The organism is Streptomyces sp. SCL15-4 (genome assembly GCF_033366695.1).
In the GTDB taxonomy this organism is placed as follows: Bacteria; Actinomycetota; Actinomycetes; order Streptomycetales; family Streptomycetaceae; genus Streptomyces.
Window position 1 is genome coordinate 5,939,376 of record NZ_JAOBTQ010000001.1, and the last position, 15,462, is coordinate 5,954,837.

Annotated in this window: 15 protein-coding genes; 6 read left to right on the forward strand and 9 right to left on the reverse strand. The window is 70.4% G+C overall.

From position 1 onward, the window contains the following. Positions 1-175: 175 nt before the first annotated feature. The gene (gene panB, locus SCK26_RS26635; protein WP_318203859.1) at positions 176-1,042 is read right to left on the reverse strand and encodes a 3-methyl-2-oxobutanoate hydroxymethyltransferase; all 867 of its coding nucleotides are present in this window, start codon (positions 1,040-1,042) and stop codon (positions 176-178) included. 190 nt (positions 1,043-1,232) lie between these two features. Here panB and SCK26_RS26640 point away from each other — a divergent pair, with 190 nt between their 5' ends. The 4 genes from SCK26_RS26640 to SCK26_RS26655 all read left to right on the forward strand — a co-directional run bounded on the left by SCK26_RS26640 (position 1,233) and on the right by SCK26_RS26655 (position 6,465). Next, positions 1,233-2,819 (forward strand): DHA2 family efflux MFS transporter permease subunit, encoded by a 1,587-nt coding sequence (locus SCK26_RS26640; protein ID WP_318203860.1) that lies wholly within the window; start codon positions 1,233-1,235, stop codon positions 2,817-2,819. Between the two features lie 474 nt (positions 2,820-3,293). Then, on the forward strand, positions 3,294-3,923 hold the full coding sequence (locus SCK26_RS26645; protein ID WP_318203861.1) for a TetR/AcrR family transcriptional regulator: 630 nt from the start codon (positions 3,294-3,296) through the stop codon (positions 3,921-3,923). 186 nt (positions 3,924-4,109) lie between these two features. Continuing rightward, positions 4,110-5,159 (forward strand): endonuclease/exonuclease/phosphatase family protein, encoded by a 1,050-nt coding sequence (locus tag SCK26_RS26650; RefSeq protein ID WP_318203862.1) that lies wholly within the window; start codon positions 4,110-4,112, stop codon positions 5,157-5,159. A gap of 94 nt (positions 5,160-5,253) precedes the next feature. Next, a complete protein-coding gene (locus SCK26_RS26655) occupies positions 5,254-6,465 on the forward strand; it encodes an MFS transporter (RefSeq protein WP_318203863.1) in 1,212 nt (403 codons plus the stop codon). A gap of 46 nt (positions 6,466-6,511) precedes the next feature. Here SCK26_RS26655 and SCK26_RS26660 read toward each other — a convergent pair whose 3' ends face one another. The 4 genes from SCK26_RS26660 to SCK26_RS26675 form a co-directional block, all read right to left on the reverse strand. Continuing rightward, positions 6,512-8,500, reverse strand: coding sequence for a glycosyltransferase family 2 protein (locus tag SCK26_RS26660; protein WP_318203864.1), 1,989 nt, complete (start codon positions 8,498-8,500; stop codon positions 6,512-6,514). Between the two features lie 271 nt (positions 8,501-8,771). Then, a complete protein-coding gene (locus tag SCK26_RS26665; RefSeq protein ID WP_318203865.1) occupies positions 8,772-9,077 on the reverse strand; it encodes a hypothetical protein in 306 nt (101 codons plus the stop codon). 694 nt (positions 9,078-9,771) lie between these two features. Continuing rightward, positions 9,772-10,134: an ATP-binding protein gene (locus SCK26_RS26670; protein WP_318203866.1), complete on the reverse strand. Its 363-nt coding sequence runs from the start codon at positions 10,132-10,134 to the stop codon at positions 9,772-9,774. Further along, positions 10,131-10,346, reverse strand: coding sequence for a hypothetical protein (locus tag SCK26_RS26675; RefSeq protein WP_318203867.1), 216 nt, complete (start codon positions 10,344-10,346; stop codon positions 10,131-10,133). Before SCK26_RS26675 ends, SCK26_RS26670 begins: the two co-directional genes overlap by 4 nt. A gap of 115 nt (positions 10,347-10,461) precedes the next feature. On the opposite strand from SCK26_RS26675, the gene SCK26_RS26680 reads away from it, so the two are divergent. Beyond that, complete coding sequence (locus tag SCK26_RS26680) at positions 10,462-11,325, forward strand: helix-turn-helix transcriptional regulator (protein WP_318203868.1); 864 nt, start codon at positions 10,462-10,464, stop codon at positions 11,323-11,325. Then, a complete protein-coding gene (locus tag SCK26_RS26685) occupies positions 11,297-11,578 on the forward strand; it encodes a DUF397 domain-containing protein (protein ID WP_318203869.1) in 282 nt (93 codons plus the stop codon). Before SCK26_RS26680 ends, SCK26_RS26685 begins: the two co-directional genes overlap by 29 nt. A gap of 95 nt (positions 11,579-11,673) precedes the next feature. Here SCK26_RS26685 and SCK26_RS26690 read toward each other — a convergent pair whose 3' ends face one another. The 4 genes from SCK26_RS26690 to SCK26_RS26705 form a co-directional block, all read right to left on the reverse strand. Beyond that, positions 11,674-11,856: a hypothetical protein gene (locus SCK26_RS26690; RefSeq protein WP_318203870.1), complete on the reverse strand. Its 183-nt coding sequence runs from the start codon at positions 11,854-11,856 to the stop codon at positions 11,674-11,676. Between the two features lie 144 nt (positions 11,857-12,000). Continuing rightward, a complete protein-coding gene (locus SCK26_RS26695) occupies positions 12,001-13,944 on the reverse strand; it encodes a S53 family peptidase (RefSeq protein ID WP_318203871.1) in 1,944 nt (647 codons plus the stop codon). A 196-nt stretch (positions 13,945-14,140) separates the two neighbouring features. Then, a complete protein-coding gene (locus SCK26_RS26700) occupies positions 14,141-14,773 on the reverse strand; it encodes a DUF305 domain-containing protein (RefSeq protein ID WP_318203872.1) in 633 nt (210 codons plus the stop codon). Next, the gene (locus SCK26_RS26705; RefSeq protein WP_318203873.1) at positions 14,770-15,447 is read right to left on the reverse strand and encodes a DUF3105 domain-containing protein; all 678 of its coding nucleotides are present in this window, start codon (positions 15,445-15,447) and stop codon (positions 14,770-14,772) included. Before SCK26_RS26705 ends, SCK26_RS26700 begins: the two co-directional genes overlap by 4 nt. Between the last annotated feature and the right edge of the window lie 15 nt (positions 15,448-15,462).

The window sequence follows — 15,462 nt, forward strand, 5'->3', positions numbered from 1 at the left end:
GTCAAGTGCACCACTGAGCCAGGAACCGGGAAGGCCCCGCGGCGGTTTCGACGCCACTCCGTTACAACTGCCGCTGCGTACAGGCAAGTTGAGGCCAAAGATTCGCGGTGCCGGAAAAGGGGACGGCCCGCCGACGGGGGAAGATCGGCGGGCCGTCCGGTGGTGCCGTGATGGACTAGTGGACGGAGTGCTCCGCCGCCGGGAACGCGCCGCCGACCACGTCCTCGGCGAACGCCTTGGCCGCGCCGGTCATGACCTCGCGCAGGTCGGCGTACTTCTTGACGAACTTCGGCACCCGGCCCGACGTCAGACCGAGCATGTCGGTCCACACCAGCACCTGCGCGTCCGTCTCCGGACCCGCGCCGATGCCGACCGTCGGGATGTGCAGGACCCGGGTCACCTCGGCCGCCAGCTCGGCCGGCACCAGCTCCAGCACCACCGCGAACGCGCCCGCGTCCTGCACGGACTTCGCGTCCCGCAGCAGCTGCTGGGCCGCCTCCTCGCCGCGCCCCTGCACGCGGTAGCCCATCGCGTTGACGGACTGCGGGGTCAGGCCGATGTGCGCCATGACCGGGATGCCGGACTCCACCAGCAGCCGGATCTGCTCGTGCGAGCGCTCGCCGCCCTCCAGCTTGACCGCGCCGACCCCGGCGTCCTTCACCAGCCGGGTCGCCGAGCGCAGCGCCTGCACCGGGCCCTCCTGGTAGGAGCCGAAGGGCAGGTCGCCGACGATGAGGGCGCGCTGCGTGCCGCGCACCACGGCGGCCGACAGCATGGTCATCTCGTCGAGGGTGACGGGCACGGTGGTGTCGTACCCGAGGTGGCAGTTGCCCGCCGAGTCGCCGACCAGGATCACCGGGATCCCGGCCTCGTCGAAGACGGACGCGGTCATCGCGTCGTAGGCGGTGAGCATGGGCCACTTCTCGCCCCGCTCCTTGGCGAGGGCGATGTCGCGGACGGTGATGCGGCGCGTGCCCTTGCCCCCGTACAGCGCCTTGCTGCCGTCGGAGGGCTTCGTCTGGGCAGCCGAAAGCTGCGTCATTGCAACGGCTCCTTACGTCATCTCGAGGCGCCCTGACGGCGTCCCCGGACCGTCTCCATGGTGGCACCTCGTGCCGGGCGGGGCCAGGGGACCCCCCTTGATCCCTTGTGCCGCCTTCCCGTGTAAGGCGTTGGTAAAGAAATTAAGATACGAGACCGTTCCGTATCGAAATGATCGTAGGGTCGGACGCATGACAAGTCCCGTCCCTGCCGCCCGAATACCGGAAGCCGTGCACCGGCGCCGCTGGGCGATCCTCGGCGTGCTCATGCTGGCCCTGCTCATCGTCGTCCTCGACAACTCGATCCTGAACGTCGCGATCAAGACCATCGCGACCCCGGCGCCGACCGGTCTCGGCGCCACACAGAGCGAGATCGAGTGGGCGATCAACTCCTACACCCTCGTCTTCGCCGGTCTGCTGTTCACCGCCGGACTCGTCGGTGACCGGCTCGGCCGCAAGAAGGTGCTGCTCGGCGGCACCCTGGTGTTCGGCATCGGCTCCGCGCTCGCCGCCGAGTCCGGCACGCCGAACCAGCTGATCGCCTACCGCGCGGTGATGGCCCTGGGTGCCGCCTTCGTGATGCCCGCCACCCTGGCCGTCCTGATGAACGTCTTCGAGCGCCACGAGCAGCCCAAGGCCATCGGCATCTGGGCCGGCGGCGTCGGCCTCGCCATCGCCATCGGCCCGATCACCGGCGGCGCGCTCCTCGACCACTTCTGGTGGGGCTCGGTCTTCCTGATCAACGTGCCCATCGTGATCGTCGCGCTGATCCTGATGGCCTGGCTGGTGCCCGACTCCCGCGACCCCAGGCCCGGCCGCCTCGACCCCATCGGCGTCGTCCTGTCCGTCGTCGGCCTGATCCTGCTGGTCTACGGCATCATCAAGGGCGGCGAGCTGGCCGACTTCACCGACCCCAAGGTGCTCGCGGCCATCATCGCCGGCGTCGTCGTCCTGGCCGCCTTCGTGATCTTCGAGAAGCGCACCGACCACCCGTCGCTGGACGTCACGTACTTCAAGAACAAGGTCTTCTCGGCCGCCATGAGCGCCATCGCGCTGGTCTTCTTCGCGCTCATGGGCGTCACGTTCTTCGGCGTCTTCTACACCCAGAGCGTGCGCGGCTACTCGGCGCTGGAGTCCGGCCTGCTGATGCTGCCGCTCGCCGTCGCCCAGCTGCTCTTCGCGCCGCGCGCCCGGCTGGTGGTCGACCGGTTCGGCTACCGGGCCACCACCACCGGCGGCCTGCTGCTGATCGCCGCCACACTGGCCGCGTTCGCCGGCTTCGAGGCCGACACGCCGATCTGGCTGCTGGAGGTCGTCTTCTTCCTCATGGGCACCGGCATGGCGCACATCATGACCCCGACCTCGGTCGTGATCATGCAGGCCCTGCCCCGGGAGAAGGCCGGCTCCGCCTCCGCGCTCAGCAACACCTTCCGGCAGGTCGGCGGCGCGCTCGGCATCGCCGTCCTCGGCTCGGTCCTCGCCACGTCCTACCGCAACGGCATCGAGGACAAGCTCGGCGCGCTGCCGCCGAACCTGCGCGACAGCGCCGCCGAGTCCATCGAGGCCACCCTCGGCGTCGCCGAGAAGCTCGGCCCGCGGGGCGAGGCCCTCGTCACTCCGGCCAACGACGCGTTCCTGCACGCCATGCACGTCACCGCGCTGTGCGGTACGGGCGTCGCGCTGATCGGCGCCGTGGTCACGGCCCTGTTCCTGCCGGGCCGCACACCCGCCGGCCCACGGGACGAGAAGGAACAGGAACTGGTCACCGCGATGGACTGAGCCCCGACCGGCCCGGACACCCCGGGCACGGCACGGCGGGGAAGCGGAGGTTCCGCGCGCGGCTCACGGGGGTGACCGGGGGCCGGGCGCGGTACGGCGGATACCGGGCCGGGCCGGGTGTGCCGCGGCGGACGTCGACGGGCGGGCGCGGCACACCCGGGGAAGCGGAGGATCTGCGCGGTCCACGGGGTGACCGGGAGCCGGGCGCGGTACGGCGGATACCGGGCCGGGCCGGGTGTGCCGCGGCGGACGTCGACGGGCGGGCGCGGCACACCCGGGGAAGCGGAGGATCTGCGCGGTCCACGGGGTGACCGGGGGCCGGGCGCGGTACGGCAGGAAAAGCGGAAACCGGGCCGATAGGCAAACCGGGCCGATCGCGGCGCCACGGCGGATGCCGGGGGCCGGGCGGGGTTCGACGGGGGGAGGAGGCCGCTGCGGGACAATTGCCGCAGCACAGCGAGAGGACGGAACGACGTGAGCCTTGCCGGCAGCCGACCGCGACCGGACGTACCCGCGCGGGGCCGCCCGCGCAGCGAAGCCGCGGAACGCGCGATCCTGGACGGCGTGATGAGGCTCCTGGAGGAGGGCGTGCCCCTCGCCGAGCTGTCCATCGAGCGGATCGCCCGCACCGCCGGGGTCGGCAAGGCCACCATCTACCGCCGCTGGAGCGGCAAGGAAGAGCTGTTCATCGAGGTCGTCCGCGCGGCCGAGCCGCCGGAGCCGGACCTTCCCGGCACCTCCATGCGCGACGACCTCCTCGTCCTGCTGGAGAACCTGCGCCGGCGCGGACTGGCCAACCGCTCCTCGGTCCTGCTGCACAACGTGCACGTCCAGATGAAGTCCAACCCGAGGATCTGGGCCGCGTACCACGAGAACGTCATAGAGCCCCGGCGCCGGCTCGTGCTGGACGTGCTACGCCGCGGGCAGCGCAACGGCGAACTCCGCGCCGACGTCGACGTGGACCTGGCCAACGACCTGTTCGTCGGCCCCATCCTGGTCCGCTCCGTCATGCGCCCCGACGCCGACCTGTGCGAGGACCTGCCGGAGCGGATCGTCGACGTGCTCCTGGCCGGCCTACGACCCGTCAGCTCCACAGCCTCGTAGCACTCGTGTGCGCGTTTCGTCACAGACCCCGCCCGCCGGGGCCCGACCGGAACTCCCGCCCCCGCATCGCACGTCATCGTCTTCCGTACGGCCGTCATGGGACGGCGGGAACGGAGCCGATCATCCCCTAGGGTCGGGAACTACGGGGGACGAACGGTGTGCACGGCAGGCAGTGAGGCAGACGGTATGGCGCAGCAGGCGTACATGACGGAGACGGCGGACGGCGGCTCGGGGCCCGAGCGACCGGGGACCCGGCTCCGACGCCTAGCGCACCGGCTGTTCGCCGGCTGGCGGGGCGACCCGGGCATCTGGCGCCGCGGCGCCGTCCTCGCCGCGCTGGCCCTGCTGCTCGCCCTGGTGATGCTGCTCCACGCGCACATCCCCAACGCGGTGGGCAACCTCGGCAGCCTCACCGAGACCTTCCTGCCCTGGCTGGGCCTGGCCATCCCGGTGCTGCTGGTGCTCGGTCTGCTGCGGAAGTCGGCGACCGCGCTGATCGCCGTGGTGCTGCCGGCGATCGTCTGGCTGAACCTCTTCGGCGGACTGCTGGCCGACCGCACGGGCACCGGCGGCGACCTCATGGTGGCCACCCACAACGTCAACGCGGACAACCCCGACCCGGCCGCCACCGCCACCGACGTGGCCGCGTCGGGCGCCGACGTGCTGGCCCTGGAGGAGTTGCCCGCCTCCGCCGTCCCCGTCTACGAGAAGGCGCTGGCGCCGACCTACGAGCACCACGCGGTGGTCGGCACCGTCGGCCTGTGGAGCAAGTACCCGATGACCGATGTGCGCGCCGTCGACATCAAGCTCGGCTGGAAGCGGGCGATGCGCGCCACGCTGGCCACTCCCGAGGGCCCGGTCGCGGTCTACGTCGCCCACCTGCCCTCGGTCCGGGTGAAGATCGAGGCCGGGTTCACCGCGCGGCAGCGGGACAAGAGCGCCGACGCGCTCGGCGAGGCCATCGCCGACGAGCCCGTGCGCCGGGTCGTGCTGCTCGGCGACCTCAACGGCACCATGAACGACCGCTCCCTCAACGCCGTCACCTCCCAGCTGCGCTCCACGCAGGGCGCGGCGGGCAGCGGCTTCGGCTTCAGCTGGCCGGCGTCGTTCCCGATGGCGCGCATCGACCAGATCATGGTCCGGGGCGCGGAGCCGGAGAGCAGCTGGACGCTGCCGCGCACCGACAGCGACCATCTCCCGGTGGCGGCCCGTGTGAAGCTGGACACAGGCTCGTAACCTGCCGGAATGCCGGACCCGAGAGCGTTTGTTCGACACGGGAACATACTGCGACACTCGTCGTTCCCCCCTTTTCCGCTCTGAAAGGTCCCTCATGCCCCTGGCCCTGCTCGCCCTCGCCGTGGGCGCCTTCGGCATCGGCACGACCGAGTTCGTGATGATGGGCCTGCTGCCCGACGTCGCGGACGACCTGCACATCTCGATCCCCACCGCCGGACACCTGGTCTCGGCGTACGCGCTGGGCGTCGTCATCGGTGCCCCGCTGCTGGCCGCGCTCACGGCCCGCATGTCCCGCCGGACCGTTCTGATCGCGCTGATGGTCCTGTTCGTGGCCGGCAACGCGCTGTCGGCGTTCGCCCCCGGCAACGGCTCGCTGCTGGCCGCCCGCTTCCTCAGCGGCCTGCCGCACGGCGCCTTCTTCGGCGTCGGCGCGGTCGTCGCCACGGCGATGGTCCCGCCGGAGCGCAAGGCGCGCTCGGTGTCCCTGATGTTCCTCGGCCTGACCGTCGCCAACATCGCGGGCGTGCCCGCCGCCACGCTCATGGGGCAGCACCTGGGCTGGCGGGCGACCTTCCTGGCGGTCGGCGCGATCGGCCTGGCCGCGATCGCCTCCCTGGCGTTCCTGATCCCCCGCGACCACGCGCCCGCGCCCGCGGCCGGCCTGCGCGGCGAACTCGCGGCACTGCGCTCCGTGCCGGTCTGGCTGGCCCTGGGCACGACCGTGGCGGGCTTCGGCGCGCTGTTCGCGGCGTACAGCTACGTCACCCCGATGTTGACGGACGCGGCGGGCTACGCGGAGACCAGCGTGACCCTGCTGCTGGCCCTGTTCGGCGTGGGCGCGACGGCGGGCAACCTGCTGGGCGGCCGGCTGGCGGACCACTCGCTGCGCGGCACCCTGTTCGGCGGCCTCGTCTCGCTGACGCTGGTCCTGCTGCTGTTCCCGCTGCTGATGCGGGCGCAGTGGAGCGCGGCACTGGCGGTGGCCCTGCTGGGCATGGCCGCGTTCGTCACCGGCTCCCCGCTCCAGCTGATGGTCATGGAGAAGGCGTCGGCGGCCCCGTCCCTCGCCTCCTCGGCCAACCAGGCGGCCTTCAACCTGGCCAACGCGGGCGGCGCCTGGCTCGGCGGCGCGGCCCTGGCGGCCGGCTTCGGCACGACGTCCCCGGCGCTGGCCGGCGCGCTGCTGGCGGTACTGGGCCTCGGCGTGGCCGGCGCGGCGTGGGCGGTGGACCGCCGGTCCGCACCGCACACCGGCCGGGTGGTGGCCGCGCACCTGCCGGAGGAGTCCGGCGCGCTGCACCACTGACACCACCGCCCCGGCCGAAAACACCGGCCGGGGCAGTGACGCGCGACTAGCGCAGGCGCTGGGCGACCGCCTTGACGAGATCCGTCCGGGCGACGCGCAGGGCCCTGCCCTTCTTGCCCGCGGGGCCCGACTTCGCGTACCAGGGCAGTCCGATCCGGCGCCACTTCGCGGCGGGAAGATCGCGCGGAGGCTGCGGCAGGGCCCACTTCCAGGGGCCGAGGTGCAGGTCGCCGCTCCACAGGCCGGCCGGGAGCTTGGTGACGGGGATGCGTACGACGACCCGGCCGTCCCGGTCGACCACCGGACGGACGGCGTAGGTGTCGCCCTGGTCGCTGGCCAGCGTGACCTTCAGATCGCCCTCGGGGAACTCGGCCAGCGTGCAGCGGCCGGTGATCTCCAGCTCGGTGGGAGCGTCCGCGGCCCAGTGGACGTCGTCGAAGGCGAAACCGGACCGGACCCGGTGCTTCGTCTCGGCGAGGTCGAGGGTGAAGTTGCCGTAGGGGTTGGTGGTGTAGAGCGTGACGGCGCGCGGGCTGCCGTCCACGGTGACGATGCGCGTGGTCGCCTTGCCGGAGACGTCGTCGGCACGCCTGCTGCCGATCCGGGCCTGCTTCGACACGCCCTGGGCGCCGATGATGAGGGAGATGTCCCACAGTCCGGCGTCCAGCGGCTTGCCGTCGGCGGCGGTGGCGACGTCGACGGTCGCCTCGAAGCCGGCGAGGTCGTAGACGTACCGTCCGCAGTCCTCGTCGGCACCGGCGCCGGGCGACGGGACGTGCTTGACGGGCAGCTCGTACTCGACCTGGGTGTTCCGCTCGCGCAGCAGGAGGTAGGTGCTGACGTCGCGGGTCTCGACGCGGTGCAGATAGGCGTGGCCGGCCAGGTGGAGCGTGGTGCCCCGCATCTCCGCCCGGGTGACGAAGTGGCGGACGCCGAGCTGGCCCGTGACGTCGTAGCAGGAGTCGGGGATGTTGCGCTCGGGGTCGCGCAGGAAGGGGTAGCGGGCGTAGGCCTTGCCCTGGACGACGAGCACGGGCGTGGACACCTTCGACTTGGCGAGCTGCCGCTCGAACTCGCCGAGTTCCAGCACCTCGTCGAGCATCCGGTGCCGGACCAGGTAGATGCGCAGCCGGGCCATGGCCGAGAGGTGCTCGTTCATGCCCTCGTGCCACAGCGGCTCGACGATCTCGGCGAACTGGTCGAGGATCTTCTGCTGGTCCTCGCGGGGCTCGCGCCGCAGGTGGTTGAGGAACGCCTCCACCTCGACGGTCAGGTGGCGGTGCGCCAGGTGGTCGCGGCCGGGGCCCGGCGGCACGTTCTCCAGGAGCACGTTGACCATGATCGGCAGGAACCGCAGCCGGGGCTCCGTGCCCCGGGTGCGCTGGGTGATGTTGCCGCCGTCCTCGCGCAGGGAGCAGAACAGGCAGTCGTAGTCCGCGATCACGGAGACGCCCGAGGCGTGCAGATACGCCAGGGCCACGAACTTCTGGTCCTCGCCGACGGGGAGCCCGGTCGGGAAGCGCAGGCTGTGCCGCTCCAGCAGGGAGCGGCGGTACAGCTTCAGCGGGTTGAGGGCCCAGTAGACGCGGGAGTTGAAGACGTCGGTCTTCGGCTGGTTGCGCTTGAACATCGACTGGGGCAGCCGGCGGCCTCCGACGCCGACCATCTTGCCGAGCACGATGTCGGTGCCGTTCTCCTCGGCCATCGCCACCATGCGCTCGAGGGCTTCCGGGCCGATGTAGTCGTCGGCGTCCAGGATGAAGACGTACGTCCCCATGGCGTGGTCGAGACCGACGTTGCGCGGCGCGGAGGGGCCACCGGAGTTCTCCTGGTGGAAGACGCGCAGCAGGTCGGGGTAGAGCTGGCTCAGCCGGTCGAGTTCGGCGGCGGTGCCGTCGGTCGACCCGTCGTTGACGACGATGAGCTCCAGCCGCTCCTGCCCGATGCTCTGCTCGGCGACCGAGGTGATGCAACGTGTCAGATACGGCATCGCGTTGTATGCGGCGACAACGACGGAAACGGTGGGGCCGGGCATGATTATGCGCTCCAAAGAAACCGGTCAGCCCCATTCCATGGAGGGTTCTGTCATCTCCTATGGAGGCATTGCTTGCCTGGGGGACGCTGCTAGGCGGCTGTGAACATATCATGGAATGTCGATGTACAGAAGATGAGATCCTGGTGAAACGGCGAGGGGGTGAGCGTGCTTGCTTGACCAGCCAGAAGGCCGATTTGCCCCAGTATCTCCACGAATCTTCAGCGGTTTTAATTCACGGTGTTTCCCGAGGAAGTGAATTCCGGCTCAGTTTCTAGTCGCCGAGGAACCAAAGAGAGCTTCCCGGCGTCCGCGCGCAGGCTTCCAGGAACTCGGCGAGATCAAGGAGGGCGGCTTCCTGGAAGGGACTGGTGCACTTGTCCGCCAGAGCGGTCACCTCGCGGAGGGCGGCCTGCGCGTCCTGCTCGGTGAACCGGGTGTCCCGATAGGGGTCGATCCGCGAGAGCCGGCCCTGACCGGCCGGGACCAGCGTTTCCAGGGCCAGGGCGAGCGAGTCTCCGTGGCGGTGGGACCGCCGCGTCGTGCTCTGCGGGATGCGCAGCTCCAGCTCTATCCCCATGCGTCCCCCTCGGTACGGTACTTTCCACTGCCTGAGCTGCCAAGGTAACCCGTGTTGCGGTGCGGGGCCGGTCCGCGCCCCCTGGGGACCAGGTGACCGTGGGGCCGCTCGCTTCCCGGCCGGTGTCGGGCTTCCGCGAGCCGAGTCGAGGGCGCTGCGCGTCGCCTTCGGCGATGGTCGTCCGGGCCACCCTTGACACCCCTCGCTCCAGCCCGGGGAAGAAGCGAGCGAGCGGCCCGGAAGAGCGCTGGCCCCGACCGGCACCGGACCCTGAGGCGGGCTGCCTCCCCCTGTCGGCAGAGGTGCGCGCCCGCGCCTCGCCAGCACGCCGGTAGGGCTAAGCGACTGGCGGGCCGGTGGGGTGGTTCGGCGACTTGTGACGGGGGTGGAGGGCGGACGGCTCCCATCCCATGGCCTTGGCGTGGTCGATTTGGGGGACGGGGACTCTGCCGTGGAGGTGCCGGGGGGCGAGGGGGTCAGTTATGGACGGGTGTTCCAAAACCAACCACCGGATGGATCGGCCGACAGGTCGGTGAGGCCCGGCCGCCGTCCGGGGAACCCGAAAGACCCGTGTGGTGTCACCGGCTGGTCCGATGGCGGCCGCCAGCCGCCGAACCGGCCCGGCGTGCAGGCGAGACGCGAACGCGCATTCCTCGCCGACGATGCGGACGCAGTCGACCCCACGGCAACCTCTTCAACTCCTCAGTTCACACCACACCGTCTTGCAGTTCGGCCCCTGCACCACGCCCCAGCACTCGGCCAGCGCGTCCACGAGCGCCAGACCCCGCCCCGACTCCTCCGACTCCGTGGCGCAGAGCAGGACGGGCAACGCGCGCGGGTCAGGATCGGTCACCTCGATGCGGGTACGGCCGTGATGGGCCGCCGTACCGATGACACGTACGGTCACCGGCGTGCCGTCGCCCAAGTGGTCGATGACGTTGGTCAGCAACTCGGTTGCGCACAGACGGACGTCGTAACCGTGGTCGCGGAGCTGGTGACGCAGGTCCGGCGCGGCCTTCGGCGTCGCCAGCAGGTGGAACTCCAGCGACGTCATCATCGGTCCGCCGCCTTCCGCAGTACGGCGGCGAGGGCCCGCGCCGTGGTCGTGTTGCAGTTTCCGAGGGTGACGAGTCCGGGGCCGTACGTCCCGGCGAAGCTCGGCAGGTCGACCTGGAGGGACGGGAGCGTGATGCCGTGCAGGGCGAGGGCGGCGCGTAGTTCTTCTACGCGGAGGGCGACGGTGCAGGGCGCGGGGGAGTGGTCGGGCATGTGGGGGCGCAACCTTCTGTGCGATGTGTGACGAACACCTCACAGACTGTCGCCGTGCTCGCTACCGTGAAAGGGGTTTCGCGTTCGCGATCACGCCAGCGGAGGAGGACGAGCGATGGCTCGCGGCAAGGACATCGACGGTTCGATCAGCGTCCCCACCTTCTACGGCAAGGAGTTGCGGTGGAAGAGGGAGGCGGCGGGCCTGTCGCTGGAAGCGTTCCTCGAGGGCAGCTTCTACGGCAAGACCTACCTCAGCGACATCGAACACGGCGAGCGACGCATGCCACTCGACTTGGCCCGGCATGCCGATCGGGTCCTGGGCACGGACGGCTTCTTCGAGCGCCATTGCGAGGACGTACGCAAGGCGCGGCGGGCTGGGCATGCGGCGTACTTCGAGAAGGTGTTGGAGGCGGAGAAGTACGCCGAGTCAATTGAGGAGTGGTCTCCCAGTACCCTGCCTGGACTGTTGCAGACCGCTCCCTATGCGCGGGCTCTGGTCCAGTCGTCTCACCCGTCGGCCTCCGACGAATGGGTCGAGGAGAAGGTGCGGGCGCGACTCGACCGCGCCCGCCTCTTCGAGGACGACCACTCAGTCCCGGAATACTGGGCCATCCTGCATGAGTCGTTGTTCACCGATGCCATCGTGGCGCCGGCGGACATGGCCGCGCAGCTCGATCGCATCGTGGACCTGACGGAACGGCGCCGCATCACTCCGCAGGTCGTCTCGCGGAAGCAAGGGGCGTATCCCCTGATGGCCGCCTCCGTCATGATCATGTCCTTTCCGGATGCCCCGCAACTGATCTATACCGAGGCGTCCTACAGCGGGGACACCCTCGATGATCCGGCGCTCGTGAAGCAGTACCGCAAGGCATACGATCGGCTCAGGGCCGTCGCGCTGTCACCAGACACGTCCCTCGCCATGATCAAGGCCGCGGCAGAGGATTTCCGAAATGGCAAGCAACCGGATCGACTTGAGTGAAGCTCTCTGGTTCAAGAGCAGCTACAGCAACGGCGATGGCGGCGACTGCGTCGAAGTGGCCGGCGACTTCCCCGGCGCAGCCCTCTGGCGCAAGTCCAGCTACAGCAATGGCGATGGCGGCAACTGCGTAGAGGTCGCCGACAACATCCCCGGCCTCGTCCCCGTCCGCGACTCCAAGCTCCCCGGCGGCCCCACCCTCACCCTCCCCGCCACCGCCTGGACCCCCTTCATTACTGCTCTCAAGACGCAGTAACGAGTGACGCACGCCCACGTGTCGCACGGGTGGCCCTGGACGAACCGGTCAATAGGCTTTGCCTCGTTGCCAGGATTCTTCGGGGTGCCCGAGAGCTACAGCGGTTCCCCGCAGCTGCCGCAGGTGGACTCGCCGTCCTCGTAGATCATGCCGCAGCAGTACCTGGCGTCGCCGTCGGTCCCGTCGTCACCCCACTCGCAGCCCAGCTCCTGATGGATGGCCAGACCCTGCGGGTAGCCGAAGTCGACGTCACAACCGGGACAGACGTACGAGGACACGAACTCAACCTTCCGAGAGGCGACCGACCCGTAGCCGCCCACCATATTCTCGGCGGAAGCGGGTTGTCAGTCTTTCGTTCAGAGCGGCAACAACACCAACGGGGGCGTGAGGCAGAACCCCACGCCCCCGGTCGGCGCAACGACTCAGTGCCGCCGGAACGACTGCACGTACCCGTTCGCCGGCGAACCGACGCCCGTCACGTCGTCGTAGCCCTTGACCGCCGACAGGGAGCTGTCGCGGCCGAGGCTGCGGGCCGAGTACAGCAGGCCGCCCGTCGCGTCGAGGCCGTTGGCGAAGTCGACGCGGGCCACCGCGAGGCCGGAGCCCGTCGGGTTGTCGGTGACGTCGTGGTAGACGCCCTGCTTGCCGTACTTGGCGTAGATCGCCGGGTTGGCGAAGCCGAGGGGCGCACCGCCGCGGGCCTCCTGGGCCAGGGCCTGGACCGCCGCGATGACCGGCGCCGCCAGCGACGTGCCGCCGATGCGGTACTCGCTGTACTGCTCCGTGCCGTCCGGGAAGGTCTGCGTCTGGCCGACCAGGAACCCGGTGTTCGGGTCGGCGATCGCCGCGATGTCCGGGACCACCCGGTTGCCGGCCGCGTTGTTGGCCTTGGCCAGGGAGTCGGGGACGACGCCCTTCTGGTAGTACGGCTGCGCGACCGTCGCGCTCGTGCCGCCGCCCGCACCGGAGGTGAACGCGCCGGGGAAGTTCTCCCAGGTCTTGCCGTCGGCCGACAGCGACGCCTTCTGGGTGCCCCAGCCGGTCTCCCAGAGGTACTTCTCGCCCTTGCCGACCGCCAGCGACGTGCCGCCGACCGCCGTCACCCACGCCGAGTTGGCCGGGGTGTCCACCTGCTTCGTACCGGTGTTGGCGACCTCGTCGCCGTTGTCGCCGGAGGAGAAGTAGAAGCCGATGCCCTGCACCGCGCCGAGCTGGAAGACCTGGTCGTACGCGGCGGCGAGGTCCGGCGTCTGGTTGGCCTCGATGTCGCCCCAGGAGTTGGAGACGATGTCGGCCAGGTGGTCGTCGACGATCTTGCCGAGGGAGTCCAGCAGGTCGTCGTCGTAGCAGGAGGCCGCGCCGACGTACGTCACCTCGGCGTTCGGGGCCACCGCGTGGGCCGCCTCGACGTCGAGGGTCTCCTCGCCGTACCAGCCGGCCGCGCCGCACTCCTCGGTCTTGGTGTAGTTCTTCGGCAGCACCTGGTGCAGCTGGCCGGTCTTCCAGGCCGCGTCGCCGTTCTTCGCCGCGTACGTCGCGGCGTCGTAGGCGATCGTCGGCGAGGCGTACGCGTCCGTGATCGCGACGCGGACCCCGCGGCCGGTGTACGTGCCCGCGCCGTACGCGGCGCGCAGCTGCTTGCCGGTGTAGCCCTTGACCGCGTACGGGATCTTGCCGCCGTAGGCGTCCGGGAGCGTCGTGGCGAGCTTCGAGCCGTAGTACGAGGAGAACGGGCCGGAGCTCTTGAACACCGCGTCGGGAGGCGGGAGCTGGTCGGCGTGGCGCGCCTTGTGCGGTGCGCTGTCCAGGCCGGTGACCGTGAGGACGGCGCCCTTCAGGGAGGCGGGGGCGGAGGCGGTCGCGGCCGGGGCGCGGTAGGTCTTCGAGCCCTTGGCGAAGTCGTGCAGCTGGGTGCCGAAGGCCTTCTCGGCGGCGGCCACGTCACCGGAGACGGCGACGTAGCGCGGGGTGACCGCGGTGACGGTCAGGCCGGCCGACGTCAGCCAGGACTTGACGGCGGCGACCTGCGTCTTGGTGGCGCCGAAGCGGGCTTGGACCTTCTTGGCGCTCAGGTACTTGCCGTAGAGCGGCGAGGCGGGGTCGGACACCGCCTTGGCGTAGGCGGCGAGGCCGGCGGCGTCCCGGCCGGCCAGGTAGACGCGGGCCTTGACCCGGGCGCTGTCCGGGGTCGCGCCCTTGTCCGCCCGGGCCGTGGCCCACAGCGGCTTGGTGCCCTTCAGTACGGCCCGTGCGGGGCTGTCGGCGGCGTGCGCCGCCGGCATGCCCAGCGCCAGCGCGCCGGCGATCATCGGCAGTGTCGCTGCCATGCTCACACCGGCGCGTATGGTGGCGCGGTTGGATCTCATAGAACCCCCTGCGATGCGGTTCGCATGCATGTAGTGGCTGGTGCGTCATGCGATCCGCGCCCGGTCCGCGGCGGTTCGGCCGCGCAATGGATCACACGCTGGGGGTCACTCTTGCGATGAACCGTTCATGCCAGGGGAACGTAGAAGTCAAGAGAAGCTCAAGGAGCGTTCGATTCCGACGATTTGAGCCCTTGTGTCACGAACGGGGCCGTGCGCCCCGCTCCTTGAGCATCCCCGCCATCAGCTCGATCTCCGACCGCTGTGCCTCGACCATGCCCTGAGCGAGCCGCTTCTCCACTCCGACCGCGCACTTGGCGGCACAGCCCTCCGCCATGTGGACGCCGCCCTTGTGATGGGCCGTCATCAGCTGGAGGTAGAGGACCTCCGCCTGCTTGCCGTTGAGCGACCGGAGCCTGTTCAGCTCGGTGTCGGTCGCCATGCCCGGCATCAGCGCGCCGTCCTCGCCGGGAGGCATGTCGCCCATGCCCATCCAGGTCATCGGCGGATCGGCCGACACCTTCGGCAGCCCCCACAGATCCAGCCAGCCCAGCATCATCCCGCGCTGGTTGGCCTGCGTCTGCGCGATGTCGTACGCGAGCCGCCGCACCTCCTCGTCCTTCGTGCGGTCCCGCACGATGTACGACATCTCGACGGCCTGCTGGTGGTGGACGGCCATGTCCCGCGCGAAGCCCGCGTCGGCGGACTCCGCTCCCGGCGTCCGCGTCTCGGGACCGCCGCCGTCCTGGGCGACCGCGTAGGTGATCGCGCCGGCCGCGACCAGCACCGCCGCCGCGGACCCGGCGACCCAGCCGAGAGAGCGCCGGCTCACTTCACGACCCCGCCGGTGCACGAGGCGCCCGGCTCGGGCGTCTGCTTGCCCTGGACGTACTCGGCGAAGAACTTGTCCACTTCCGGGTCCTTGGCGCTCTTGACCGCCACCTGGTGGCCCCAGGCCGACAGCAGCAGCGGGGCGTCCTGCTTCTCGTACGGGCTGATCAGCGAGTACGGCGTGTTCTTCACCTTCGCCGCGAGCGCGTCGACGTCCGCCTTCGGCGCCTTGTCGGTGTACGTCACCCAGACCGCGCCGTGCTCCAGCGAGTGCACGGCGTTCTCCTCCGGCACCGGCGCGGTGTAGACGTCGCCGTTGCAGTTCAGCCACACCGGGTTGTGGTTGCCGCCGACCGGCGGGTGCATCGGGTACGACACCTTGGTCGTGACGTGCGTCCGGGCCAGCTTGCCCGACCAGGTCCGCACCCCGTCCTTGCCGGTGGTGAAGTGCCCGGAGTCGCCGGAGCCCTTGGCGTCACCGCTCGCGGTGGAGTCCTTGTCGTCCGACTGACCGTTCACGAGCACCACGCCGCCGACGACGAGACCGGCGACGACCACCACGCTGGCGGCGATGACGAGGATCCGGTTACGGCGTTCCCGGGCACGCTCGGCGCGCCGCATCTCGTCTATGCGCGCCTTGCGCGCCGCGGTGCTGTTGTTCTTGCCGGAGCCCATGAGACGTGTCCTTTT